The organism is Caballeronia humi (genome assembly GCF_001544475.1).
GTDB lineage: Bacteria > Pseudomonadota > Gammaproteobacteria > Burkholderiales > Burkholderiaceae > Caballeronia > Caballeronia humi.
The window spans coordinates 181,201-206,435 of sequence record NZ_FCNW02000002.1; the positions used below are offsets into that span (position 1 = coordinate 181,201).

Annotated in this window: 26 protein-coding genes; 11 read left to right on the plus strand and 15 right to left on the minus strand. The window is 63.8% G+C overall.

Annotated elements, in window-relative coordinates; translation table 11 throughout:
• The 6 genes from bcsB to AWB65_RS03755 form a co-directional block, all read right to left on the minus strand.
• Entirely contained in the window at positions 1-2,499 is a 2,499-nt protein-coding gene (gene bcsB, locus AWB65_RS03730) for a cellulose biosynthesis cyclic di-GMP-binding regulatory protein BcsB (protein WP_087665854.1), read from the minus strand.
• A gap of 3 nt (positions 2,500-2,502) precedes the next feature.
• Positions 2,503-4,710 carry a UDP-forming cellulose synthase catalytic subunit gene (gene bcsA / locus AWB65_RS03735; protein ID WP_087665855.1) on the minus strand — a complete coding sequence of 736 codons (2,208 nt, stop codon included), beginning with the start codon at positions 4,708-4,710 and terminating at the stop codon, positions 2,503-2,505.
• Complete coding sequence (gene bcsQ / locus AWB65_RS03740; protein WP_087665856.1) at positions 4,707-5,495, minus strand: cellulose biosynthesis protein BcsQ; 789 nt, start codon at positions 5,493-5,495, stop codon at positions 4,707-4,709. Before bcsQ ends, bcsA begins: the two co-directional genes overlap by 4 nt.
• On the minus strand, positions 5,492-6,217 hold the full coding sequence (gene bcsP / locus AWB65_RS03745; RefSeq protein WP_087665857.1) for a cellulose biosynthesis protein BcsP: 726 nt from the start codon (positions 6,215-6,217) through the stop codon (positions 5,492-5,494). Before bcsP ends, bcsQ begins: the two co-directional genes overlap by 4 nt.
• A gap of 176 nt (positions 6,218-6,393) precedes the next feature.
• On the minus strand, positions 6,394-6,849 hold the full coding sequence (bcsD, locus tag AWB65_RS03750) for a cellulose biosynthesis protein BcsD (protein WP_087665858.1): 456 nt from the start codon (positions 6,847-6,849) through the stop codon (positions 6,394-6,396).
• Between the two features lie 494 nt (positions 6,850-7,343).
• Complete coding sequence (locus AWB65_RS03755) at positions 7,344-7,541, minus strand: hypothetical protein (RefSeq protein WP_087665859.1); 198 nt, start codon at positions 7,539-7,541, stop codon at positions 7,344-7,346.
• Positions 7,542-7,996: 455 nt separating this feature from the next.
• Between AWB65_RS03755 and AWB65_RS03760 the strand changes: the two genes are divergently transcribed.
• On the plus strand, positions 7,997-8,611 hold the full coding sequence (locus tag AWB65_RS03760) for an NAD(P)-dependent oxidoreductase (protein WP_087665860.1): 615 nt from the start codon (positions 7,997-7,999) through the stop codon (positions 8,609-8,611).
• 20 nt (positions 8,612-8,631) lie between these two features.
• On the opposite strand, the gene AWB65_RS03765 is transcribed toward AWB65_RS03760, so the two are convergent.
• The 5 genes from AWB65_RS03765 to AWB65_RS03785 all read right to left on the minus strand — a co-directional run bounded on the left by AWB65_RS03765 (position 8,632) and on the right by AWB65_RS03785 (position 13,664).
• Positions 8,632-9,096 (minus strand): DUF3331 domain-containing protein, encoded by a 465-nt coding sequence (locus tag AWB65_RS03765; protein WP_087665861.1) that lies wholly within the window; start codon positions 9,094-9,096, stop codon positions 8,632-8,634.
• A gap of 191 nt (positions 9,097-9,287) precedes the next feature.
• Positions 9,288-10,127 (minus strand): ABC transporter permease, encoded by an 840-nt coding sequence (locus AWB65_RS03770; protein WP_087654343.1) that lies wholly within the window; start codon positions 10,125-10,127, stop codon positions 9,288-9,290.
• Between the two features lie 5 nt (positions 10,128-10,132).
• On the minus strand, positions 10,133-11,404 hold the full coding sequence (locus tag AWB65_RS03775; RefSeq protein ID WP_087665862.1) for an ABC transporter permease: 1,272 nt from the start codon (positions 11,402-11,404) through the stop codon (positions 10,133-10,135).
• Between the two features lie 66 nt (positions 11,405-11,470).
• Entirely contained in the window at positions 11,471-12,508 is a 1,038-nt protein-coding gene (locus tag AWB65_RS03780) for an ABC transporter substrate-binding protein (protein ID WP_087654341.1), read from the minus strand.
• A gap of 64 nt (positions 12,509-12,572) precedes the next feature.
• Positions 12,573-13,664 (minus strand): ABC transporter ATP-binding protein, encoded by a 1,092-nt coding sequence (locus AWB65_RS03785; RefSeq protein ID WP_087665863.1) that lies wholly within the window; start codon positions 13,662-13,664, stop codon positions 12,573-12,575.
• Between the two features lie 179 nt (positions 13,665-13,843).
• Here AWB65_RS03785 and pdxR point away from each other — a divergent pair, with 179 nt between their 5' ends.
• Together pdxR and AWB65_RS03795 are read left to right on the plus strand one after the other, a co-directional pair.
• Positions 13,844-15,352 (plus strand): MocR-like pyridoxine biosynthesis transcription factor PdxR, encoded by a 1,509-nt coding sequence (pdxR, locus tag AWB65_RS03790; RefSeq protein ID WP_087665864.1) that lies wholly within the window; start codon positions 13,844-13,846, stop codon positions 15,350-15,352.
• Positions 15,353-15,496: 144 nt separating this feature from the next.
• Positions 15,497-15,931, plus strand: coding sequence for an RcnB family protein (locus AWB65_RS03795; protein ID WP_087665865.1), 435 nt, complete (start codon positions 15,497-15,499; stop codon positions 15,929-15,931).
• Between the two features lie 48 nt (positions 15,932-15,979).
• On the opposite strand, the gene AWB65_RS03800 is transcribed toward AWB65_RS03795, so the two are convergent.
• Positions 15,980-16,546: a TetR/AcrR family transcriptional regulator gene (locus tag AWB65_RS03800; protein ID WP_087665866.1), complete on the minus strand. Its 567-nt coding sequence runs from the start codon at positions 16,544-16,546 to the stop codon at positions 15,980-15,982.
• Positions 16,547-16,646: 100 nt separating this feature from the next.
• Between AWB65_RS03800 and AWB65_RS03805 the strand changes: the two genes are divergently transcribed.
• A complete protein-coding gene (locus AWB65_RS03805) occupies positions 16,647-17,114 on the plus strand; it encodes a nuclear transport factor 2 family protein (RefSeq protein WP_087665867.1) in 468 nt (155 codons plus the stop codon).
• Positions 17,115-17,135: 21 nt separating this feature from the next.
• Here the strand turns inward: AWB65_RS03805 and AWB65_RS03810 are convergent, their stop codons facing one another.
• The gene (locus tag AWB65_RS03810; protein ID WP_087665868.1) at positions 17,136-18,161 is read right to left on the minus strand and encodes a transporter; all 1,026 of its coding nucleotides are present in this window, start codon (positions 18,159-18,161) and stop codon (positions 17,136-17,138) included.
• A 170-nt stretch (positions 18,162-18,331) separates the two neighbouring features.
• On the opposite strand from AWB65_RS03810, the gene AWB65_RS03815 reads away from it, so the two are divergent.
• The 3 genes from AWB65_RS03815 to AWB65_RS03825 all read left to right on the plus strand — a co-directional run bounded on the left by AWB65_RS03815 (position 18,332) and on the right by AWB65_RS03825 (position 19,839).
• A complete protein-coding gene (locus AWB65_RS03815; RefSeq protein WP_235007493.1) occupies positions 18,332-18,724 on the plus strand; it encodes a hypothetical protein in 393 nt (130 codons plus the stop codon).
• Between the two features lie 93 nt (positions 18,725-18,817).
• Positions 18,818-19,258 carry a response regulator gene (locus AWB65_RS03820; protein WP_087665869.1) on the plus strand — a complete coding sequence of 147 codons (441 nt, stop codon included), beginning with the start codon at positions 18,818-18,820 and terminating at the stop codon, positions 19,256-19,258.
• A 308-nt stretch (positions 19,259-19,566) separates the two neighbouring features.
• Positions 19,567-19,839, plus strand: coding sequence for a hypothetical protein (locus tag AWB65_RS03825; RefSeq protein ID WP_087665870.1), 273 nt, complete (start codon positions 19,567-19,569; stop codon positions 19,837-19,839).
• 134 nt (positions 19,840-19,973) lie between these two features.
• On the opposite strand, the gene AWB65_RS03830 is transcribed toward AWB65_RS03825, so the two are convergent.
• Positions 19,974-20,930, minus strand: a complete 957-nt coding sequence (locus tag AWB65_RS03830) for a chemotaxis protein (RefSeq protein WP_087665871.1) — start codon at positions 20,928-20,930, stop codon at positions 19,974-19,976.
• A gap of 322 nt (positions 20,931-21,252) precedes the next feature.
• Here AWB65_RS03830 and AWB65_RS03835 point away from each other — a divergent pair, with 322 nt between their 5' ends.
• From AWB65_RS03835 to AWB65_RS03855, 4 genes are all read left to right on the plus strand, one after another.
• Entirely contained in the window at positions 21,253-21,693 is a 441-nt protein-coding gene (locus tag AWB65_RS03835; protein WP_087665872.1) for a CBS domain-containing protein, read from the plus strand.
• A gap of 413 nt (positions 21,694-22,106) precedes the next feature.
• Complete coding sequence (locus AWB65_RS03845) at positions 22,107-23,090, plus strand: diacylglycerol/lipid kinase family protein (protein ID WP_087665874.1); 984 nt, start codon at positions 22,107-22,109, stop codon at positions 23,088-23,090.
• Positions 23,087-23,923, plus strand: a complete 837-nt coding sequence (locus AWB65_RS03850) for a metallophosphoesterase family protein (protein WP_087665875.1) — start codon at positions 23,087-23,089, stop codon at positions 23,921-23,923. Before AWB65_RS03845 ends, AWB65_RS03850 begins: the two co-directional genes overlap by 4 nt.
• Positions 23,920-24,750, plus strand: a complete 831-nt coding sequence (locus tag AWB65_RS03855; protein WP_087665876.1) for a phosphatase PAP2 family protein — start codon at positions 23,920-23,922, stop codon at positions 24,748-24,750. Before AWB65_RS03850 ends, AWB65_RS03855 begins: the two co-directional genes overlap by 4 nt.
• On the opposite strand, the gene AWB65_RS03860 is transcribed toward AWB65_RS03855, so the two are convergent.
• Entirely contained in the window at positions 24,737-25,132 is a 396-nt protein-coding gene (locus tag AWB65_RS03860; protein WP_087665877.1) for a PPC domain-containing DNA-binding protein, read from the minus strand. The two genes, AWB65_RS03855 and AWB65_RS03860, sit on opposite strands and share 14 nt — an antisense overlap.
• Positions 25,133-25,235 lie beyond the last annotated feature (103 nt).

The following is a 25,235-nucleotide window of genomic DNA, read 5'->3' on the forward strand; positions in this document are numbered from 1 at the left end:
TCAGTCCCTCAGCCGGCGCGCGGCGATCGCGCGCAACGTGCGGTAGAACAGCGCGGCGATGATCAGCGCCGCGAGCAGCCCGCCGAGCACCAGCAGAACCGGATGCGACGACAGCGCCCAGCGCATGTAATGCATCGGCGAGAGATGGCCGACGTAGTACGCCTCGCCGTTCGACGTCACGTTGACGGTGCGTCCGTGGATTACGGCCATCGCGCCCTGAATGCTCGGCAGCAGGTCGTTGTCGAGGAGCGCCGCGCTGAGATCGGCGTCCGACTGGCCCGCCGCGCTCACGAGCGCCACCGCGCTGCGATCCTTCTTCAGCGGCGATTCGAAGCCAGTAATCAGCGCATCGCCGTTCGAGCTGACGAGCGACAGGTCCGCGCGCGCCGGCGAGCGCTCGACACCATGCTCGCCGTGCCACCAGTCGACGACCTTGTACGCGACGTCGGTCAACTGGAAGGTGCGCGCGTCGCCGTCGCCGGAGAAGGGCATCGACTTGGCCCAGCGTTGCAAGAGCGGCTGGCGTCCCGGCGAGCCGAGGATCAGGAGGTCCTTGTCGGCGAACTGATCGACCTGGTCGGCGAACCCGACCGTGACGCCCGTCGCCGGATAACCCGTCGATGCGCCCATGCGGCCCATTTCGAGCAGATACAAGCTGTAGTCGGCGGAACCGGCCTCGTTCGGCAGGATCACCGCTGTCTGCGACAAATCGGCCATCCGCGTGAACGGGAAGCCGCCGTTCGCGAACGCGGCCAGATCGGGCAGGGCCATGTAGTGCGGGAACCCGGACAGATCGATGGTCGAATTCGGATCGATCGCGCCGACGACGTTGTCCAGCACGCGCCCCGTACATTCACCCGTCTTCGGGATGTCGTAGTAGAAGTGCAGGCGCAACTGGGCGCGCGGCGTGAGCAGCAGCGGCGGCAAATAGATCTGGCGGCGCGCGGCGACGGTTTTGTCCGGCATCACGCGGCTGAAGTACTGGCCGAGATCGAACGTCGATGCCGATACCGCCGGAATCCGCAGCGACTGCACGAAACCGTTGTTCACGCTGATGTTGAGCGACGAGCGGTCCGGCGCCGGGCGCACGGTGTAGCGGTACGCGAGGTCGATCGGCGCGCCCTTCGTCTGCCACATGAAGAGATCGGGCGGCACGCGCAGGTTCACGCGCACGGCGTCGGCGTCGTAGCCGTTGACGGTCAGGTCGCGCGCTTCCGCCAGTTCGCCGAAGCGCACCGGGCGGTCAGTCGGCAGCCAGTTCGGGGCGTCGTAGGGACGGCGCGGCTGGAGATCGGTCAGTTGCGTGATCGTCGCGCTTTCGCCCGACAGCGCGTTCTGCCCCATGCCGAGCGCGCGCGCGGCGGTCTTCAATTCGGAATCGTTGCGGCCGAGCACGAGCAGGAAACGTCCGCGCGCGGGCGCCGGGCGATCGACCACGGCGATCGTCGGCCCCGACACCGCCGGAATCTCGACGCCGGCCGGGCGCGCGTCGGACGTCGCGAAGATGACGGCGTTGCCCGAGAGCGGCGCGTTGTCGATCTGCGCGGGGAACACGGCACCGCGATAGCCCGCGAGCGAGCCGAACCACGACGCGACCGAACCAGCCGCTTCGAGCGCCTGCGTGCTCGGCTTTTGCGCGAACACGAACGGCAGTTCGAGCCGGCGCACGTCGCGGCGGTCGAAGAAGGGCGCGGGCAGCGCGGCGAGATCGGGCTTGCTCGCGAGGAACGCGTAGGTCAGGTCGAGCGAACTCGCGTTGCTGACGGTCGCCCACAGCGACGAACTCGACGGGTCCTCGCACTGCTGCGTGTAGTGCCCGATGAGCTGCACGTTCAGGTGGTTGAATTCGGTGATGAAGCGCGGGTCGATCGATACGTCACGCGCGACGAGCGTGCCCGCCTGATCGCGCGGCACCGGCAGCGTGGCCGCGACTTCGCCGTTGATCAGCACCTTCAGTTGCGAGATGTTCGGCAGCAGCGCCGGCGAGTAGCTGTAGATCAGATGCAGCACGGCGGCGGTCACGACTTCGTCGCCGCGCACCGAGAAGGGCACGCCGTTCTGGCCGTCGGTGCCGCGCAGTTGCAGCGGATCGAGCGCGCCGAGATCGACGAACGACAGCGACTGGCGGCGCCCGCCCGGCACGAGCGTGCCCGGATCGGCGGTGGTCGGCGTGCGCGCGTTGAGCGGCTTCGCCTGATTGCCGGCGAAGGCGGGCACGGGCATCGCCAAAGCAGGCTGGGGAATCGTGTTCGGATTGAGCAGCACGGCCGGGCTCGGCGCCGGCACGGCGCCTACGCCGGTCGCGACATTGACGCCGGCAGCGGGCGCGCTCGCTGCCGTGGCCACTGCGGTCGCCGCTGCGGCCAGGGGTGCTGCGAACGCCGTCTGCAATGCCATGCAGATCGCGATCACGCGCCCGAGGGGCCTTTCGCAAAAACGCGGCGTGCGCTCGCCCCGTACGTTGTTATCCACGCGCAACTTCGACATGCCTTTGCCCATTTTTCAGTCTTTCGTTTTCAGCTTCTTGGTATCGATCGGGCGCTTGCGCATCCACGTCAGAAGGTCGTTGTGAAGATGTTCGAAGAGCCCGGCGATGCCCCGCGTGCCCACCAGCAGCACGTGCGACAGGCCGCGCAGCGGGGTATCCGCGAGACGTCCCTCGGACCAGCCGGTCCAGGCATCGGCGCGCGCGAAGGTCGTCTTGACGAATTCGAATTCCTGCTCGCGCGTGAGCGTCCCGAAGCGCAACCCGACGCGCCCCGGCGCTGTGAAGCCGACCGTCGCGGGGAACGCGTATTCCTCGTCGCCCCGGAAGAGCGACACGGTCACGCGTTCGTGCATCGGCACTTCGATGTCGTTCGGCAGCTTCACGCCGACGCCGCCTTCCGAATAGTCGATCGTCTGGCACGCGAGCGTTCGGCCCGTCGAAAACTTGAGCATCACCGGCATTTCCATGTGCACGCGATGCGTCGTGCGGACCTGGCGCCGTTCGCTCGCCGCCGCGACGCTCGCGCCGAGGATCAGCATGTTGTACACGGTCCAGCAGAGGTTCAGCACGGTGGTCTGCACTTCGCTGCGCACGTCCCAATAGAGCCAGATATGCGCGATGCCCGCGCCGAAGCCGATCAGGTTCAAAAGCAGCAGGAACAAGTACGGACGCGAGATCGACCAGTCGAAATAATCCTTCGCGATCTGGCCGCCCTTCGCCGTCACGTTGAACTTGCCGAGCTTCGGGTTGATGACGGCGAGGAGTGTCGGCGCCGTGATGTACGACGCCAGCACCGATTCATACACTTCGGCCCAGAACGAATGGCGGAACGATCGCTGCATCCGCGAGTTCGTGATGCTCGCGTGCATCATGTGCGGCAGCGCGAAGATCGCGATGGTGCTCGCCGCCGCTTCGATCACGTGCGCGCCGAAGAACAGGAACGACAGCGGCGCGGTCAGAAAAACGAGCCGCGGGATGCCGTAGAAGAAGTGCATCATCGCGTTCAGGTAGCACAGACGCTGGCCGATCTTGAGGCCGCGCCCGGTGAGCGGATTGTCGATGCGGAAAATCTGCGTCATGCCGCGCGCCCAGCGAATTCGCTGGCCGATGTGGCCGGAGAGGCTTTCGGTCGCGAGACCCGCTGCCTGCGGAATAGCGAGATAGGCGGTCGTGTAGCCGAGGCGGTGGAGCTTGAGCGCCGTGTGCGCGTCTTCCGTCACCGTTTCCACCGCGATGCCGCCGATCTCTTCCACCATCGTGCGGCGCAAGAGCGCGCACGAGCCGCAGAAGAACGTCGCGTTCCAGAGGTCGTTGCCGTCCTGCACGAGGCCGTAGAACAGTTCGCCTTCATTCGGAACCTTGCGGAACGTGCCGAGGTTGCGTTCGAACGGATCAGGTGAGAAGAAATGGTGCGGCGTCTGCAGCATCGAGAGCAGCTTGTCGCGCAGGAACCAGCCGAGGCCGATCTGCAGGAACGAGCGCGTCGGGATGTGATCGCAGTCGAAGATCGCGAGGTATTCGCCCTTCGTGATCTTCAGCGCTTCGTTGATGTTGCCGGCCTTCGCGTGGCGATTGTGCGTGCGGATCGTCCAGTTGACGCCGATTTCCTCGCAGAACGCCTTAAATTCGGGACGGCGGCCGTCGTCGAGGACGTGGATCGCGATCTTGTCGGCGGGATAGTCGAGCGCGAGCGCGGCATAGATCGTCGGCTTCACGACCGTCAGCGGCTCGTTGTAAGTGGGGATGAAGACGTCGACGGTCGGCCATTCGTCGCGCGAGGCGGGCAGCGGCATCGGCTTGCGCTTGAGCGGCCAGGCGGTCTGAAAATAGCCGAGCAGCAGGACGAGTGCCGAATACACTTCGGCCGCGACCAGCAAGAGGCCCCAGGCGGCGTCGAGCGGACGCTCCCAGTACGTGGTTTCGGTCAGGCGCCAGAACATGTAGCGGCCCGACGCGACCACCGACAGCATGATCATCACGAGCGTCGCGTACTGGCCCTGCAGGCGACGGAAAAAGAGCGCGAACAGGAAGCAGATGGTCGCGAACGCGAGCTGCTGGCCGAACGCGAGCGGCACCGTCACGACGAAATAGAGCGCGACAACCGCGAACAGCGTCACGAGGATCGTGACCAGGCGGCTCGCCCAGATGCGCGAATCGACGAAGCGTTCGAGCCGAGACGGCGGCCCTTCGCCTGCGTCGGGCGTGGCGTTGCTCGTGCTCATGCGACGTTCCTCGGCGAAACCTGCATCGTGTCGATCGCCGACAGCAGCCAGTCGCCGCACGCGCGCAGATCGGCGGCGGCCTGGGAGAGCGGATCGTAGTGGATCAGCGTCGTGTCGCAGGCGAGCGATTCGCTCACGCCTTCGTCCTGATGGATCACGCCCGGAAACACCTTCGAGCCGAGCATGTTGCGCAGCACTTTGAGCACGTCCTTGCTCAACTGGCGCGACTGGTCCACCTGATTCACGACATAACCCTGACCGCCGAAATCGCTGCGCGGCGCGGCGTAGTTCTCGATCATGCGTTCCATCTGCGGGATCGCGGCGTAGGAGGCGGCGTCCGCGAGCACGACGTTCAGCGCGAAATTCGCCGCCGTCAGCGCTGCGCGCGTGTAGACGGACGAGCCCGGCGGGGTATCGACGATCACGATGTCGGAAGCGTCGAGTCCGAGCGTATCGAGCGAATGCGCGAGCCACGCCGGCTCGCGATCGACGTGCGCCTCGAAGCGGCGGCGATCGTCTTCCAGGACCGCGCCGTACGGCAGGACCGTCACACCATCGACACCGTCGAACATCACGGTTTGCCAGGCATCGCCGGCGAGTGTCGCGCGCGAAATGCCGTCGATGCTGTCGAGCGGGATGCCGAAGTGCAGGCGCAGCGCGTTCTGCGGATCGAGGTCGAGCACGATTACGCGACGCCCGCGCGCCGCGAGCACCGACGCGAGGTTTGCGGCGAGCGTCGTCTTGCCGACGCCGCCCTTGGCCGACACCACGGTGATGACTTTCATGAACGCGTCGCCCGGTTGGCGGCCCAGGTGCGGGCCGGAGCGACGGGTTCGGCCGCGTTGCCGCGCAGGCGGTCAAACACGGACAGAAGCGACGACGGTTGCGCCTCGGCTTGAACTTGCGGCGCGGTTTGCGGCTCGGTCGAAGCGAAGAGTTTGCCGAGGATCGACGGAGCGGGCGCTGCGGGTTGCACCGGAACGGACTGGCGCGGTGCAGCGGAAAACGCAATTGATGGTGAAGTCGGTGCAACCGGCGTCACCGTCGCTGTGCCGAATGCACGCAAAGGCGATTGCTGCGTCGGTGCGACAGGTGCAACCGGCGCGGCGGGCCGGACCGTCTGCGTCACGGGCGGTGGTGCTTCGACCGGCTCCGCCATTGCATCCACATCCGCAAATCGCGAAGCGCCCGGCGCAACCGCCGGCAGCGTTACGTTGCTGACCGGCGGAATCGTCCGGCGATGCGCGCGCGCGAAAAGCGGCGGCTTGCCGCGATTGATCGGCGTCGCCTTGGGTGTCGCGTCACCTTCGCCGCGCGTACCCGGCAATTGCACGTCACGGCGCTGCGCGACTTCCGGAATCGGCGGCTGCGTGAAATCGAGCGTCGCAAGCAGCGGCCAGCGCGTGCGTGCCGAGCGCGCCTCGTTCTCTCGCCCGATTTCCTGATAATCGCCTGCGTTGCCGCCAAAATGCTCGAATAATTTCTCGATGTCGCGCGAAGTATTCATGATGCCGCCGTCCTCGTAATCCCGATCTGCTTCTAATTAGCCATTTGCCGCGCAGACATCTGTGGTCCGCTGCGGGTAAAGATTCAACGTTCGGAAGCAAGGTGAATGCCGTAGTGCGGTTTCAGTCATCCTTGCCGACTTCACCGATGCATTTTTTGCAATCCGTATAAGTCTTATTACGGCATGCCTCGCGCAAGCCTGAATTCCACGGCCGAATTTTCATCGAATTCGCCCGCTTGCTTGACTGCCAGTCCCTGCGCGCCGAGTGCGCCGAGCCATTGCTGATACGCGCCTTCCAGAAACGCCGGACTCCACGTAAGCGCGCGCGCGCCGAATGCCGGCAGCGGCGCGCAATAGTGCGTGATACTCAAATAGCCAGGCTTCTCCGCAATCGCGACGAAACCCCAGTCTGTGTCGCGCCACAAGGCATTGAGCGAATCGACGAGTTCCGCCATCGATTCACACGCGGGCAGCGGATGCGCGTCCGCGAACCGGCGTCCGATGCGATTCATCAACTGACGCAGTTCGCTCTGCCCGATCTGCGCTTCGAATTCTTCGGCGAGCGCGGCAAGCACACCGCGCCACTGCACTGATATCTGACGTTCCAGCAAGTAATCGAAAATGGCAACCATGTTGGCCCTGAAAAGACTTGGGAGCGTCGACCGTTATTCGGTCGTTCTTACTCGGTATTACTGCGGGATTCTTAATTGCTGCTGCTGTCAACATAATCGGGCGGGCTATTTCCATGCGCCCGCGCACGCCCGAAGGTACTTCAACCGCTTTTTTTTCGCCAGTAGAAAGACTAACAGTGCCATTTTTATCGAATCTCGCGAATTGACTTGCGATCGGCCTTCTATTTACCGATTCAATTCATTCGTCGATAGACAAAAGCTTGGCGAAGACGCGTTTAAAGCGCTTGTATGATGAATACGCTCCTGTACTAGCTGGTTAACGGCAAAACGCGAGTATGGTTTACATCGTATCGAATGGCAAATGCGGCATTTTCTGCCGATTCGGGCGCGAAAACGTTTGCTATCGAAGCTGCGGCGTCTTCGATACAACAGAAAATGCCAGCGAAAAAAAAGCGCCCCGATTGGGGCGCCTTGTTGGAAAAGAGATCGGCGTCTTAGAGATTGGCCCGGACGGCGTCTCTGACGGCGTCCATGACGATGCCGTAGTCGAGCGGGATGTCCAGCGAATCGGAGTAGCCGAAGTCGTCAGCCGACGCTTCGGGCATTGCGCGGACCGGGACAGGTTCAACGTTGGGCTGACCCGGTAGGCTCGCGCCTCCTTCGATGACACCCTGCGCTTGCGGATTCTTCACGATTAACTCCTTGCGGTAATGGGAGCGGGCGAGAGAGTGCAATATAAATCAAGGAAATGACAAATTGACGACGTTCAGTTCCACTCGACTGCGGATCACCGGCGCCCGCAAAGCCTTGCTGCGAGGCCCTGCCAGGGCGGCCGTTACGCGATCTGCAACGAGTGCGCGGCTCTACAGTTTAATAGCGGCAACGAGGGGCAAACGTTTGTCGGACTTATGGCGAGCCCATCTCAATATAGCTGTGGCAGCCTAAAAACGGGCGTGATTTTTGCCCGAGCGACGGAATCGGGCATTCGGCGGACGAAAAGGGCGGAGATCGAAACGGTCGCATTCTGTCATCTGCGGAAAGAAATCATGTTGGTTGAGCGGCTTTCGCGGCCGTTTGTTCGCGACTATGATGATTTTTCATTGATTGGGCGCTTTTGCCCATCACTGATGCAAGGAGAAACGAGCAAATGAGCAAGATTGCAATTATCGGAGCGACAGGGAACGTGGGCAGCCAACTGCTCGCGGAAGCGTTGCGACGCGGGCACACCGTGACTGGCATTGCGCGCGATGCCTCATCGCTCGAAGGGCGGGACGGCGTGGCGGCACGCAGCGTCGATCTTTTTGACGCCGATGCGCTCGCGCAAGCCGTCGTGGGTCACGATGCCGTGTTCAGTTCGGCGCGCTTCGACGGCGTGCCGGCGAGCGCGATCGTCGAGCCGGTGAAGAAGGCTGGCGTCGAGCGGTTACTGGTGGTCGGCGGAGCGGGAAGTCTGTACGCGGCGCCCGGAATGCGCGTGATCGATGCGCCCAACTTCCCGCCGCAGTACAAGACGGAAGCGGCGGCGAGCGCCGCGTTCCTCGACGCGTTGCGCGCGGAGAAGGACCTCGACTGGACGTTCGTATCTCCATCGGCGGAATTCGTCGACGGCAAGCGCACGCAGAGCTTCCGCATCGGGCGGGACGAATTGCTGGTCGATGGCAATGGCCGAAGCTGGATCTCTTTCCAGGACTTCGCGATCGCCTTCCTCGACGAATTCGAAAAGTCCGTGCACGTGCGGCAGCGGTTTACCGTCGGCTATTGAAGAAGCCGCCGGTAAAACGCTCAGCCGTGCAGGTCGGCTTCCATTTCCTCGTCGGCGGGCATCGCGGCGGCGAGAATCATCGCTGACGCGTTCTGTGGCTTCGGATCGCGTTGCGACGGCCGGTACACCGCGTCGCCGCGATGAATCGGCATGCCCGACAGCGAGCAGACGCCCGCGACGGTTGCGCTCGTCGCGCGCCATCCCTGATAGCCGTAGTGGCACGTGCCGGGGTCGGACCAGTAGACCAGCGCCGTCGCGCTGCTCGGCCGCTCGATCACGCGCACGACCGCTTCCGGAAACGGCCGCAGATCGTTCGACGGGCGCGGATGATCGCGATCCCAGTCGCGCGTCAACTGGTCGATGAACGCACGCTCCGCGCTCGCCGACTTCTGCGGCGCGTTCCCCACGGCGCTCTCACTCGGGAGCGCTTTCAGCTGGTGGACCGTTTGTATCCACGGGTCCGCTCTTTTCATCAATGCTGTCATGGCATCTGTTCCAGGCGTTGCTTGCCCTAGAACGTACGTCAATAAGCACATTCTGATAAATACTGCATCAGTGAATACACTGTCCCGTTGGCGCGAATAATCGACGGGAATAAACCGTCATTTGCTCGACAGGCCCGTCGGACGGGGCAAAGCGGTTGTCTGACAAATGACCGCCGAGGCTGAAATAAGGCTCAGGCCGCTACCGCGCGCGCCGCCGCACGCCCGCGCAGCCACTCCAAAGCGAGCAAAAGACTCGTCGAGAACACGATCAGGATCGTCGCGAGAGCGGCGATCGTCGGGCTGATGTTCTCGCGAATGCCGGTGAACATCTGGCGCGGCAGCGTCGTCTGGTCGGCGCCGGCGAGGAAAAGCGTGACGACCACTTCATCAAACGACGTCGCGAACGCGAACAGCGCGCCCGAAATCACGCCCGGCGCGATCACCGGCAGCGTGACGCGGAAAAACGTCGTGAGCGGGCTCGCGCCGAGCGACTGGCTCGCCCGCACCAGGTTGAAGTTGAAGTTCTGCAACGTCGCGCCGACGGTCGTCACGACGAACGGCACGCCGAGCGCCGCATGCGCGAGGATCAGCCCGAAGTACGTGTTTGCGATGCCGAGCGGCGCAAAAAACAGGTACATCCCGACGCCGACCACGATCACCGGCACGATCATCGGCGAAATAAGCACGGCCATCAGCAGCCCTTTGCCGACGAAATTGGCCTTCTGCAGTCCGACAGCGGCGAGTGTGCCGAAAATCGTCGCGACGATCGTGGCCGATGGCGCCACGATGAAGCTGTTTTTCGCGGCCATGCGCCATTCGTCGGACATGACGAGGTTCTCGTACCAGCGCATCGAGAAGCCGGGAATCGGATAAACGAGGAACGTGCTCGACGAAAACGACAGCGGCACGATCGCGAGAACGGGCAGGATCAGGTAAAGGAGCGTCAGCACGCAAATGATGCGCAGCGCGAAGAACCAGATGCGCTCGATGACCGACGTATGGGGCGCGAACAGCGGTTTGGCGAGTTTCATATTCTTTACCCCAGGCTCACGTTCGAGCGCGTGAAGCGGCCGTAGACCACGTACAACAGGAGCGTCGCGGCAAGCAGCAAGGCGCCGAGCGCGCACGCCATACCCCAGTTGATCGTCACGTTCGTGAAGTAGGCGATGTAGTAGCTGACCATTTGGTCGTTCGGGCCGCCGAGCAGCGCTGGCGTGATGTAGTAACCGATCGCGAGGATGAACACGAGCAGCACTCCCGCGCCGATGCCCGGATACGTCTGCGGCACGTACACGCGCCAGAACGCGGCGAACGGATGGCTGCCGAGCGACACGGCCGCGCGCTGGAACGTCGGCGGGACGGACTTCATCACGCTATAAAGCGGCAGGATCATGAAGGGCAGCAGGATGTGCGTCATCGAGATGTAGACGCCCACGCGGTTGAAAAGCAGCGCGAACGGTTGATCGATGAGGCCCGCGCCGATCAGCGTCTTGTTCACCAGCCCTTCGCTTTGCAGCAGCACGATCCACGCGGCGACGCGCACCAGCACCGACGTCCAGAATGGAATCAGCACGAGCACCATCACGAGATTGGCTTTGCGGGCGGGCAGCGTCGAAATCCAGTACGCGAGCGGATAGCCGAGCAGCAACGCGAAGAACGTCACCGCGACCCCGATCACGAACGTGCGCGCAAAGATGCTCAGGTAAATCGATTGATCCGGCCCCGCGTGCTCGATGTCGCCGAAGCCGTCCTGCCGGTGATCCAGCGCGGCGAGCAGATAGAACGGCGAATAGCGGCCCGCGTTTTTCGCGATCGCCTGCCAGTACGCGACGTCCCCCCAGCGCTCGTCGATACCGATGATCTTTTCGCGGATTTGCGGCCCGGCGAGCGGCTGACCGTCGTCGCCGACGAGGGGCATGTCGCGCGCCGTCTTCGTGACGAGCGAGCGGTAGCCCGGAATCTCCGTGTTCAGGCGCCGGGCGAGCGCCCCCATCGATTCGCCGTCCTTGACCACCGCCAGGTCCTGCGCGAGCGCGGCGTAGGCGGCGTCGGGCGGCGGCGTCTTGCGGTCCCATTTGGCGAGCGCGGCGCCCGTGTGCGGCAGCGCGGTCGCGACTTCGGGGTTCTCGGCGGCGCGCGTGAGCAGCGCGCCGATCGGCACCACGAAGATCAGAAAAAGGAAGATCGCGAGCGGCGCGATCAGGAGGAGCGCCATCGCGCGCTTCTTCGCATCGGCGATTTTCAGCTCGCGCTTTAGCCGCGCCGTGGATTCGAGCGTCGGTTCGGCGGCTATCGTCATCGTGTTCACTCAAATCTCTCCTTGCTTGCTGCATGGCACGGACGCCTTCCCAAGGAAGGCGGCCAACCAACTACGTTACTTCGACGCCCAGGCCGTAAACCGCTGCTCCAGCTCGTCACCGTGATCGGTCCAGAACGCCATGTCCTGCAGCACGGCGTTCTTTGCGTTTTCCGGCGAATTCGGCATGTTCGACTGCGTCTTCGCGTCGAGCGCCTTGATCGCGGCCTTGTTCACCGGACCATAGGCGATGTTCTTCGCGTATTCCTGCTGCGGCTTCTCGGACACCGAATACGCGATGTACTTCGTCGCGAGGTCCTTGTTCGGCGAGCCCTTCGGGATCGCCCAGTAATCCAGGTCATAGATGCTGCCGTTCCACACGACCTTCAGGTTTTTGCCTTCCTTCTGCGCGGCGTCGATCCGGCCGTTATAGGCCGTCGACATCACGACATCGCCCGCGACGAGGAACTGCGGCGGCTGCGCGCCCGCTTCCCACCACTGGATGTTCGGCTTCAGTTCTTCGAGCTTTTTGAACGCGCGATCGGCGCCGGCCTTCGTGCCGAGCACCTTGTAGACGTCCTTCGGCGCGACGCCGTCGGCCATCAGCGCGAATTCGAGGTTGTAGCGCGCGCCTTTGCGCATGCCGCGCTTGCCGGGGAATTTCTTCACGTCCCAGAAATCGGCCCAGCCGGCGGGCGCGGATTTCAGCTTGTCAGCGTTGTAGGCGAGTGCCGTCGACCACACGAAGAAGCCGACGCCGCAGGTCGCGGGCGATTCGGAAACGAGGTCCGGCTTCTTCGCGATCTTCGACCAGTCGAGCTTCTCGTACAGCCCTTCGTCGCAGCCGCGTCCAAGATCGCCCGATTCGACTTCGACGACGTCCCAGTTCACGTGCTTCGCTTCGACCATCGCCTTGACCTTGGCCTGCTCGCCGTTGTACTCGACGGCCGTGACCTTCGTGCCCGATTCCTTCTCGAACGGCTGGTTGAACGCGACTTTTTGCGCGTTGCCGTTCGCGCCGCCGAAATTGACGACGGTCAGCTCGGCGGCCATCGCCCCTGAAGCGCACACGAGCGCAGCCGCAGCCGCGATGGAACACATTGCGAACTTCTTCATGATCTGGCTTCCTCTTCTGCTTGCTGTTATGAATTGGACTGCGGTGGGAAACGTTTCTGCCGCTTCAGGCGAAGACGCGCAGATGCTCGGGCGCGAATTCCAGCGCGATCGGCGCGCCGGGTGCGAAGGCGTCGAGCGCTTCGGTGCCGAGCGGCACTTTCACGAAGCATTCGTCCTGCTCGCGCAAACCGCAGCGCATGCGGACGTGATCGCCGAAATAGATCAGGCTTTTCGCCTCGCCCGCGAGCGCGTTCGCGCCCGGCCGGCCTTGATTGAGCGAGAGCTTCATGCGCTCCGGCCGGATACACGCGATCGCCTGCGCGCCCGGCTGCGCCTTCGCCACGTTCAGCCCCGAGACGCGTGTGCCGTCGGCGAGACGGATGTCGCAGAAATCGCCTTGAATCTGTTCGATCGTGCCGCGCAGCTTGTTGCTGTCGCCGATGAAGTTCGCGACGAATTCGTTGCACGGCGCTTCATACAAGTGATCGACGGTATCGAGCTGCTGCACGATGCCCTTGTCGAACACCGCAACGCGGTCCGACATCGTGAGCGCCTCGCCCTGATCGTGCGTCACGTAGACGAAGGTCACGCCAAGCTTCTCGTGCAACGACTTCAGCTCGTATTGCATGTGCTCGCGCAATTGTTTGTCGAGGGCGCCGAGCGGTTCGTCCATCAGCACGAGCTTCGGCTCGAACACGAGGGCGCGGGCAAGCGCGATGCGCTGCTGCTGCCCGCCCGAAAGCTGCGCCGGATAACGCTTCGCGAAGCTCTCCATGCGCACCATCTTGAGCGCGTTGTGCGTACGCTCGACGCGCTCGGCGGCGGACATCTTGCGCACCGTCAGCGGATATTCGACGTTCTGCTGCACCGACAGATGCGGAAAGAGCGCGTAGTTCTGAAACACCATGCCGATGTCGCGCTTGTGCGGCGGCACCTTGTTGAGCAGCTTGCCGTCGAGCCAGATTTCGCCGCCGGTGGGGAATTCGAAGCCCGCGAGCATCATGAGACACGTCGTCTTGCCCGAGCCCGACGGCCCGAGCAGCGTGAGGAATTCGCCCTGATAGATGTCAAGATCGAGTTGCTTGACGACGAGCGTTTCGCCGTCATATGTCTTGCGAACCCCGCGAAAGCTGACGATCACCTGATCGGATTTCATCGTCCGAGTCTCCTTCGAATCCGTTATGCCTGTCGCCGCGACGCATGCTGCGCCGCACCGAAAAATTTTTCCACTGCCCGCGATAACTATAGCCCTGTACGGTTCTACAATGTGGAGCCATTTCAATATTCACAGTGGAACCACTTAGACAGGGCCACTCGTACGGTCAAGGGAACCACGTGGACACGATCATCCTCTCCGACTGGCTACACGCGCGGCTCGACCGCGCGCACGCCGAACCGATGTACCGCCAGGTGCTCGACCTGATGCAGCAGGCGATCCTGACCGGCCAGCTCGCGCCCGGCACCAAGCTGCCGAGTTCGCGCACACTCGCCGCCGATCTGGAAATCGCGCGCAATACGGTGCTGCACGTGTACGACCAGCTCACGGCCGAGGGCTATGTGATTTCGTCGACGGGAAGCGGTACTTATGTCGCCGATACGCGGCCGCAGGAAGCCCGGCCGCCCGTTGACAACGTTGGCCCTAAGAAGCCCTGCGCGCTTTCGAAGCGCGGCGCGCGTCTGATCGGGCAAGCGGGTGTCTCGCCGAAACAGTGGGGCGCGTTCATGCCCGGCGTGCCCGATGTTGCCGAGTTTCCCGCGCGCACGTGGAGCCGCTTGCAGGCGCGGCTCTGGAAGCGCGCCAGTCCCGAACTGCTGACTTACGCACCCGGCGGCGGGTATCGGCCGCTCAGGCGCGCGCTGTCGGACTACTTGCGCGTCGCGCGCTCGGTGAAGTGCTCGCCGGACCAGATCGTGATCACGACCGGCATCCACCAGTCGATCGATCTCGCCGTGCGCCTGCTCACCGATTTCGGCGACCGCGCGTGGGTCGAGGAGCCGTGCTACTGGGGCGTGAGGAGCGTGCTGCAATCTTCGGGGCTGACGCTCGTGCCGATTCCCGTCGATGGCGAAGGCCTCAATCCGCTCGAACGCGACATGCGCGAGCCGCCTCGGCTCGCGCTCGTGACGCCGTCGCATCAATATCCACTCGGCATGGTGATGAGCCTCGCGCGGCGCCGCTCGCTGCTCGAATTCGCGCGCCAGCACGACGTCTGGATCATCGAGGACGACTATGACAGCGAGTTCCGCTACGGCAGCCGGCCGCTTGCGTCGCTGCAAGGGCTCGATGAAGCTGGGCAGGTGATCTACGTCGGCAGCCTCGGGAAGATGCTGTTTCCCGGCTTGCGCATGGGCTACATGGTCGTGCCGGAGCAACTCGTCGACACCTTTCGCACGGGGATCGCGGAACTCTATCGCGAAGGGCAATTGATGCAGCAGGCCGTGCTGACCGAGTTCATCATGGACGGCTACCTGACCTCGCACGTGCGCCGCATGCGCACGCTGTACGGCGAGCGCAGGCAATTGCTGATTGATTCGATTACCGCGCATTTCGGCGACACGCTCGACGTGATGGGCGACGAAGCCGGCCTGCATCTCGTGCTCGGACTACCCGACGGCACCGACGATCGCGCCGTCGCGGCTGCTGCTTTGGACGCGGGTGTCGTGACGCGGCCGCTCGCGAATTACTACGTGGATCAGGCATCAGCGCGACCGGGGCTGATGCTCGGCTACGCGTGCGTGCCGAACGAACAGATCGGCCCGGCCTTCGAAACGCTTGCGAACGTGATCGAAAAAGCCATCGCTCCGGCCGATGCACGCAGGCATCGCAAGGTGGCGAGCCGGTAAACCGCGGTAAGCGTTGCTTACACAATGACACGGCTCGGACCGCTTGCGCCGCGTACAGTCACCTCTTCCGATTCGTCCCGCAGGTTCACATTGCCGGATGATTTTTTTTATCGGCCAGTCATGGATCGTCGAAGAGGTGTTTATATGAAGAAGAGTCGAATCGTTGCCGCGTTGCTTTGCGCGAGCATGGGTCTTTCCAGCGCTGCGGTTTTTGCGCAGGGAATGCCGGGCGGTCCTGGCGAGCCGCATCAGCAGGAGCATGGTTCCAATGGTGGCCCGCATGGCAGCCCTGATCGAGGCCAGCATGGCGCGCCGAACAACGCGCATGACAACGGTCACGCACCCGCGCCGATGCATGCAGAAGGCGGCGGCCCCGGCGGCCCCGATGGACACGCCGAATGGCGCAAGGGCGATCGTCTCTCGCACGATTATCGCGACCGCCAGTACGTCGTCGACGACTGGCGCGGCTATGGCCTGCGCCAGCCGCCGCGCGGTTATCAGTGGGTCGGCGTAGGCGGCGACTATCTGCTCGTCGCGGCGGCGTCGGGCATCATCGCGCAGATTGTTCTCGCGCGATAACCACCGCTGTCATCGGAACTTCAACACCGGCCTCGCGCCGGTGTTTTTCTATGTGCTCATCGCCCGGACGATGCGCGCCAGCGACTTCAACGCCACCGCCGGCGAGTCCTCGAACTGCGCCGCGATGATCGCGCCATCGACCGCCATCGCGAGCGCCTGGGCATCGGCTTTCGCGGTGCGCGACGCCGCCGGCAGCAGCTTCCTGATCGCATCGGCCATATCGCGCTTGTGGCGCCTTGCGATATCGACCGCGTCCGCATGCGTGCCGCCCACTTCCACCACTGAGTTGATGAACGCGCACCCGCGATACGCCTCGCTTTCGAACCACTCGGCGAGCGCGGGTACGAGCGCTTGCAGGTTCGCGCCGTGACGTTCGAGCGCTTCGTTGAACCACATCATCCAGTTCTGATGCCGGTATTCGAGGAACGCGACGATCAGGTCGTCCTTGCTCGGAAAGGCTCGATAGAACGTTTTCTTCGCAACGCTCGATTCCGCGATCACGCGATCGATGCCCGTCGCGCGGATGCCGTCGCGATAGAAGAGATCGTGCGCGGCGAGCAGGATGCGCTCGAACGGCGTGAGATCGGGTGCTTCGATGAGGTCGGCAGAGTTCATGACAGGAGATTGTAGACAGGTCTGTCTCCCTGCGCTAGAGTGCGTCGGTAGACCGATCTGTCTACCTTCTCCATCAGTCACCTGCTAAAAGGATTGCGTCATGGAAACCAAGCCGCCGTTCCCGCCTTTCGATCCCGAATCCGCCAAGCTCAAAGTCCGCCTCGCCGAAGACGGCTGGAACAGCCGCGATCCGAAGCGCGTCGCGCTCTCGTACAGCGAGGACACGCGCTGGCGCAACCGCGCGGAATTCATCACGGGCCGCGCCGCCGTCGAGGCGTTCTTGCAGCGCAAATGGGTGCGCGAAATCGACTATCGATTGATCAAGGAATTGTGGGCGTTCACTGGATCGCGCATCGCTGTGCGTTTCGCGTATGAATGGCGCGACGATTCGGGCAGTTGGTTCCGCAGCTACGGCAACGAGAACTGGGAGTTCAACGAAGCGGGGCTCATGACGCATCGGCACGCGAGCATCAACGACCTGCCGATCAAGGAATCCGAGCGCAAGTATCACTGGCCGCTCGGCCGCCGCCCCGACGACCATCCGGGCCTGACCGATCTGGGCCTTTGAGCAACAAGGAAAGGTGCGCCGCTACTGATCGCCGCGCCGCCTGCGGAAGACCCACCATCCCGCAAGCACGGTGAACGTCGCGACGATCAGCACCATCAGCCAGAAGCCGTGATGATTCTCGGCGAACGGAATCCCGCCGACGTTCATCCCAAAGAACCCCGCGACGATGTTGATCGGCAGCGCGAGCACGGTGACGAGCGTGAGCGTGAAGAGCGTGCGGTTGCTCTGCTCGTCCATGCGCGTGCCGATTTCTTCCTGCAGCAGCTTGATCCGTTCGACGAGCCCCGCCAGATCGCCGAGCACGAGCGAGAACTCCTCGGTCGCGTCGCGCAGGTCCTGTACGTCGTGCAGATGCAGCCAGCGCGGCGGCCTCGCGAGCAGCCGGAACACCGAACCGGGTTCCGGCGCGAGCAGCCGCTGCAGGCGCACGAGCACGCGCCGCATCGCGCCGAGATCCGAGCGGCTCGCGGGCGCGCGCATAGAGAGGAAACGGTCCTCGATCCGGTCGACTTCGACGTTCGTGCGCCGCACGATCTGCACGAGCAGATCGGCCTGATCGCGCAACAGGTGCGTGAGCAACTCCGCCGGTGAGCGAAACACCTCGCCGCGCCGCACCGATTCGCGCAGCGTATCGACCGAGCGCAGCGGCTTCAGGCGCGCCGTCACGAGCAGCTTCTGGTGCGTGTAGACCCAGAGCGTTGCGATTTCGGCGGGCGTCAGCTCGAAGTTGAAGATGACGTCGTTGATCACCGCGAGCAGCGCGCCTTCCTGATGCTCGATGCGCGTCGAGTGCGAGCCGTCGCGCAGGGTGTCGAAGAAGGCTTCCGGCAGATCGAGCCGCGTGCGCATCCAGCGTTCGCACGAACTGTTCGCGAGGTCGAAATGCAGCCAGAGGAATTCCTTCGCGGTATCGTGCCGCTCGATCCATTGGACGACGCCGTTCGAATCGATCGGCACGCCGGGTTCATCGGCGACGAAGCGAAAGCCGCAGACGAGGCCGGAGAAGTCGGAGCCGTAGGGCGTAGCCTTGATAGTCGGGGAATTCATGCGTGGCTTGGGTAGCGTGTATTTTTGGGATCGCGTGCCGTAGTTTGCCACCGCTTGAGGCCCTTTTTGATGCGCGCAGCGTTTCGATGGCTGCGCCAATCGGTGAAACCGTGCATATTGAAAGGCACGTATGACTGTCACATTGACGCGCTACGATGGCGCGGCGCACGATGACCGTGCATCCGCACGGCACGCAGAATGGCGCTCAAGGGAGAATCGCGGTGGAACTTCAGGACGAAATCGATGAACCCACGCAGACGACCGCGACCGGCCTGACGCGGCTCGCGGCGACCCTCAGCGATCTGCTGCGCGAACAGGCCATCGACAGCCGTTTCGGCACGAAACTCTTCAAGCGCCTGGAAAAGGAAGCGAAACGCGTGATCGATCACGCCCCGGCGTCGCTCAATAAAGCCGATAAAGCCGCGTTGCGCGAGGCGCTCGAAAGTCTTGAACACGCACTCGTTCAGCGCGACGCCGCGCTGCTCGTCGCGGCAAACGCCAGGTTGCGCGACAGCGAGGAAGCGACGGCCAAGCGCCGCAAGGGTAAAAAAGACGATGTCTGAGCGACCCGCGCGGCGCGTTTGTCCATGTGTTGTGCATGTCAGGCGCGAAACCTGCTGCTCCACACCAAGACGAATATTCCGAGCGTGCGTCACATGCATTCAGTCTTGCCGCGTTCCTGTTCCTGTGTCCTCTGGACCGACCGAAGTGTCGACTCCGACGCCGACGTAAAGCGCTGGCGGATTCTCGTCGTCGACGATAACGAAGCGAGCGCCGAAGGTCTCGCCGCCGCGCTCGCCGCGGACGGCCTGGATACCCGCTACGTGCTGAGCGGCGTCGATGCGCTGCATGCGATCGACGGCTGGGTGCCGCACGTGATCGTTCTCGATATCAGCATGCCGGAGCACGACGGTTTCGCGACCGCGCGCGTTCTGCGCCGCATTCCACCGACGCGCAACGTCGGGATCATCGCGTTTACGGCGCTCGCCGAGGATTACGTCCGCACGAAGGGCATGCACGCCGGGTTCGACGGCTACTGCCAGAAAGGCAACACGCCGCGCGAACTCGTTCTTCTGATTCAGCGCCTGCTCCACTAGCCCTCGCCACGCTCCGCCGCGCGCGGCCGCAAAAAACTTTGCGCCGCGATTGTTCCGTCCCCCGAAACCGACCCCGCCGCTCGAATCGCGCAAACCTTTGCGTGGCGGGCGTTTGCGCAATTTCAACTAAAACCGCTCCAGATCGATTGTTGGCCTATCTTGAAAAGACAATTGAAATTTATGGGGATAAAAAATCAATAGTGCGGGTATACACTGCATTTCATCGACGTAGCACAGAGTTTCTTGCAAGTCTGCTGCGGCGCCTTCTGAAACGAATCGAAACGTCAAACGACTCTGGAGCAACCACCATGAAACGCAATCTTCTCGCTGCCTTGCTGATCGCCGCTTCCGCCACCCTCGCCGCACCGGCTTTCGCCAGCGGTTACGGCCCGGCACCGTCGTATCGCCCGGCTGTCGGCGCACCGTCGTCGCAACATGGCCCGAGCGCGCAGACCATCGCCGCCGAGCAAGCTGCATACGGTTCGGACGCCCGCGCCTATGGCGGTTCGCGTGACTCGCTGGCTCAATCGGGCAACCGCGCGCAATCGAACGACACGAATTCGGTCTTCTTCGGTCGCTGATCGAACGGCGTTCGGGCCGCGTAACCCACGGTCCTGAACGCAGCAGAAACGAAACGGCGCCCGGCGCAGCAGACTCACGAGGTCTGACTGCACCGGGCGCCGTTTCGTTTACAACGCGGTCTATTCGAACGCGATCACGTCCCGTAAAGCGCCTCGCGCATCACGGACGCCAGTTCCGCCGCCACGAATTTCGACACATACGCGTTCGCGCCGACCTTGCGCACGTGCTCCTCGTTCGCCGAACCCGACAGCGACGAGTGGATCACGACCGGAATCGACTGCAAGCCCGCGTCGGCCTTGATACGGCGCGTGAGCGTGAAGCCGTCCATCTCCGGCATTTCGAGGTCGGTCAGGACAAGCGCGATCTGATCGCCGATGTCCGTGCCGTCGGCCTGGGCTTTTCTCTGCGCGGCTTGCAACACGTGCCACGCTTCCTGGCCGGTTTTCGTCATCACGAAGGGCACGCCCATCGCGGTCAGGCTTTGCTCGATGAGGCTGCGCGCGACGCCGGAGTCATCGGCGGCGAGCACTTTCGCGCCCGGCTTGAGCTTGACGCGGCCGGTCTGTTCCTCGGTGATGTCGGGTTCCGTCGACGGCAGCACGTCGCGCACGATGCGCTCCACGTCGAGCACCTGCGCGAGCCGCGAACCGTCGACGTTGCCGTCGAGCCGCGCGAAGCTCGTCACCGTGCGCCCGCTCGAATGCGATTCCGCCGAGAGCACCTGATTCCACTCGAGCCGCACGATATCGTCGACTTCCTCGACGGCGAAGCCTTGCGTCGTGCGCGCGAATTCCGTGACGAGCAGGATCTTCGGGCCGTTCTTCGGGCGGCAGCCGGTGACTTTCGCCAGGTCGATGACGGGAATGATCTGCCCGCGAATATCCGCGACGCCGAGAATTTCCGCGTTCGCGCCCGCGACGGCCGTGATGGCCGGCATCGCGAGGATTTCGCGCACCTTGAAGACGTTGATGCCGTAAAGCTCGCGCTGCTCCGAGTCCGGGGCTTCGCCCAGACGGAACAGCAGCAATTCGAACATGTTGTTGCCGGCGAGCCTGACGCGCTGCTCGATATCGTGCTGTGAACTGCTCACTCTTTTCCCCTGATCGTCGCTGGAAACGCTGGTTGCGCTGTGTGTTATCGCCCGCTTGCAGACGATGGATTGCTGATTAGCGGCAACTTTCTGCGAAACTGAAGGTGTTTCGCCTCGCGTGCGGGTTTGCGCGAGCCTGACGGGCGGGGGCGCACATCGGCGCGTGTCTCTGAACTATACTTTTTGAATGGTCGGGGTAATTGGGGCGTAATTGCCCTTTGAGGCGCTCCCGGCCACGCCGCGACGCAAGGGCGGCGATCCCGAAGAAGAAAGAAGGCGTGCATCGGCCGATGCACGCCGTGCGGTCAAACGGAGGCGCTCGATGGCAACTGTCGCACAGGTTCTGAATTCGAAGCCCGATCAAACGGTGTTTACGATCGCGGCGACCGCGTCCGTATTCGACGCCATCAAGATGATGGCGGACAAGCACATCGGCGCGGTCGTGGTGACGGAAGGGGAGGAAATCGTCGGCATCATGACGGAGCGCGACTACGCGCGAAAGGTCGTGCTGATGGACCGCGCGTCGAAGCAGACGCCGGTGCGCGACATCATGACCGCGCAGGTGCGCTACGTGCGCCTCGACCAGACCACCGACGACTGCATGGCCCTCATGACCGACAAACGCATGCGGCACTTGCCCGTGATCGACGGCGGGAAACTCGTCGGGATGATTTCAATCGGGGATCTGGTGAAGAACATCATTTCCGAGCAGCAGTTCACTATTCAGCAGCTTGAGTTTTATATTCGCGGCGAGCATACGTGAGCCGTTCGATGTGCCGTGGTTCGGAGAATCGCGGCGTAGTCGGCGAGTAGCTTGCCGGTGCGCACGAGGGTGCGAGAAAACCGCCGACTTGCACCGGCGGTTTTTTTGTATCGTCATGCTCTGCAAATGCCTCGTTCGTGCCCAAGCCCGGATTCCTGCGCCTGCTTCGCGAGCGCGGTCATCGCCTCTGCGCTCGTGCGTTCGCGTTAGGTGCTTTTAGCGCATCGCATCGGCGAAACGCACACGGCGATGCGTGCCGGTGTGAAACGGCCGCGCTTTCTTTTTGCCTGCAAGCGAATCCGGAACCAAGCTCGTTGTAATGAACTCGTATACTTGCCGCGCCGCCTGATGCAAGCGCGCCGCTCCGCCTTCCGAACGAGCGCCATCGCCCGCCCCCAAGGAGCGCCTGCCCCATGACCCCGACCGCCGAGCGCGCCGTTTCCGCGCTCACCATCCCGCCCGACGCCCCGTTCTTCATCGTCATGAACGCCGGTTCCGGCCGCAAGCAAGGCGACCTCACACGCGAAATCCTGGATCGCGAGCTCGGCGGCGCGGGTCGTCGCTACGAATTGCGTCTCGTCGACGATCCCGCGGAACTCGCCGCCACCGCTCGAATGGCCGTAGAAGACGCGATCCAGCAAAACGGCGTGGTCGTCGGCGCGGGTGGCGACGGCACGCTCTGCGCCGTCGCGCAGGCGACTCTCGGCAGCGGCTGCCCGTTCGCCGTCCTTCCGCGCGGCACGTTCAACTACTTCAGCCGCGACCACGGCATCCCCGCCGGGCTAGACGAATCGACGCGGCTCCTCCTCACCGCGCGCGCTTATCCGGTGCAGGTCGGCGTGGTGAACGGGCGCATGTTCCTCGTCAACGCGAGCCTCGGGCTCTATCCAAAACTCCTCGAAGACCGCGAAATCTACAAACAGCAGTTCGGCCGCAGCCGCCTGATCGCGCTTTTCTCTGCGGCCGCGACGATGCTGCGTGCCCATCGCCATCTGCGTCTGCACATCGAGCACGAAGGACAGATGCGCGAAATCCGCACCTCGACGCTCTTTGTCGGCAACAACCGGCTGCAGCTCGAACAGATCGGCATGAGGGAAGCGCCTTTGCTGGAACAGGGCTTGCTTGCAGCCATCGCGCCGCGCGCGGTCGGCCGGATCGCGCAGATTTTTCTGTCGCTGCGCGGCGCCGCCGGACGCCTGAGCGACGCGGACAACGTGATCAGCTTCGCGTTTCGCAGCATCACGGTGACGCATCCGTCCAAACGGCGCCGCCGCGTGAAAATCGCAACCGATGGCGAAGTGACGCATCTCGACATGCCGCTCGAATTCCACGTCGCGCCCGAACCGCTCTTTTTGCTGAAACCGGAGCCCGAAATCGCCCTCGCCAATCGCTCATGACGCTGCTGCTGCAGATTTCCGATCCGCATTTCGGCACCGAACGGCCGCGCGTCGTCGATGCGCTGCTCTCCCTCAAGGAGACGATGCAGCCCGATCTCATCGTCATGTCCGGCGATCTGACGCAGCGCGCGCGCCGCGCGCAGTTCCAGGCAGCGCGCGCTTTCGTCGACAGGCTCGGCGCCACGCCGACGCTGATCGTCCCCGGCAATCACGACATTCCGCTCTTCAACGTGTTCGCGCGCGTGTTTCACCCGTACGCGAACCATCAGCGCGTGTTCGGGCGGGACCTTGAACCGGTGTACGAATCGCCGGAACTGCTCGTGATCGCGCTCAACACGACGCGCCCGTATCGCCACAAGGACGGCGAGGTGTCGATGCAGCAAATCAGACGCGTCGCCGAGCGGCTCGAGCGCGCGACGCCCGCGCAGTTGCGCGTCGTGATCACGCACCAGCCGGTGGCCGTCACACGCGCGCAGGACGAAGCGAACCTGCTGCACGGCCGCGAGCGTGCAGTGCCGCGCTGGGCGCGCGCGGGCGCCGACTTGATCGCGGGTGGCCACATCCACTTGCCGTACGTGCTGCCGCTGCACGACACGTTCGCGAACCTGCCGCGACGGATGTGGGCGGTGCAGGCGGGGACGGCGGTGTCGACGCGGGTGCGCGGGGAGATCAACAATTCGGTGAACCTGATCCGCTACGAACACGCGGCGCCGGGGTCGCGACGGGCGGTGGTCGAGCGCTGGGATTTCGCGGAAGCGAGCGGGGCCTTTGCGCTCGTGACGCAGCACGATCTCGCCTTCGATGAAGCACGTCAGGCGTGTGAAACCTCATGAAGCCATTGAGTCCCGATGCCATCGCGCGCTTCGCCGGGGAACATGCGCTCGCCGGCTTCGGCGTGTTGCTGCTGGTGCTCGTAATCGCGGTGCCGCTCGCGTGGTGGCTCGTCCTTCGGTTCGGCGTGCCGCGCGAAGAGAGCCGCCTGCCGCCGAAGACACTGCTTTCCATCCACCTCGCGGTGAGTTTCGCAATCATCGCGGGCGCAGCGGCACTTTTCGCCGCGATCGCCGACGAACTCGGAGCCGAGGAAGAACTCGGCCGCCTCGACCAGACTTTCGCCGATGCGATCGCCGCGTCCGTACCGCCCGCTGTGATCCGTGCGTTCGCATGGATTACCCATCTCGGCGATCCGTGGCTGCTGACGGTGTGGTGCATCGGCGGCGCGGTGGCACTCTTATTAGCGCGGCGGCGGCTGCTCGCGTTCGGCTTCGTGCTCGCGATCGCGGGCAATGGCGTGCTCAACACGACGCTCAAGCACATTTTCGAGCGCGTGCGGCCGGTGCACGATCAGGCCGTCGCTACTGCCGCTGGCTGGAGCTTTCCGAGCGGGCACACGTCGGGTTCGCTCGTGACTTACGGGATGATCGCGTACGTCCTCGTGCGAACGATGCCCGCGCGGTGGCACAAACCGGTCGTGGTCGCGGCGACAGTCGTCGCGTTCACGACCGCTTGCAGCCGCGTGTTCCTGCGCGTGCATTTCGCGAGCGACGTGCTGGCGGGGTTCGCGTCGGGGACGGCGTGGCTGGTCGCGTGCATTTTGAGCATCGAATTGACGCGGATGGCGTGGCATCGCCGCCGCGCCCGGCGTGCTAGCGCGGCCTGACGACGAGTTCCGGAAAGCCCGTTTGCGCATCGTTCTCGCGCGAAAATGTGTGCTCCTCAAGCAGCGCGACGAGGATTTCGGCAGTCGTGCGCACGATGCAGCCCGCCGCGACGTGGCCGCCGAACACCCGTCCGTCGCGATCGGAAATGGACATATGCAGATGCGCGCCATCGACGGAAAGCGAGCCGGCGAGCGTCAGGATTTCGAAGTCGCCGGTAAGCTGCGCGGGATCGTCGATGCCCGCGTAGCGCAGCCGCGCGGCGCTCAGGCTGCCGATGCCCTGCAGCACGAACGCGGCGGACAGCGCGCGCGAACGGGCGATGGCTTCGAGCGACGCGCGTAAATCGTCACCGGGGACGAGGCGCAACGGAAGGGTCTGCATGAGCGTGGTCCTGGCCAAAACGCCTAGCCTACACGCCGCCCGGACGCCGATGGCATCATGTGCGCGCACGCGGCCGGCACCATCCCGAAAATAGTCGAACCTG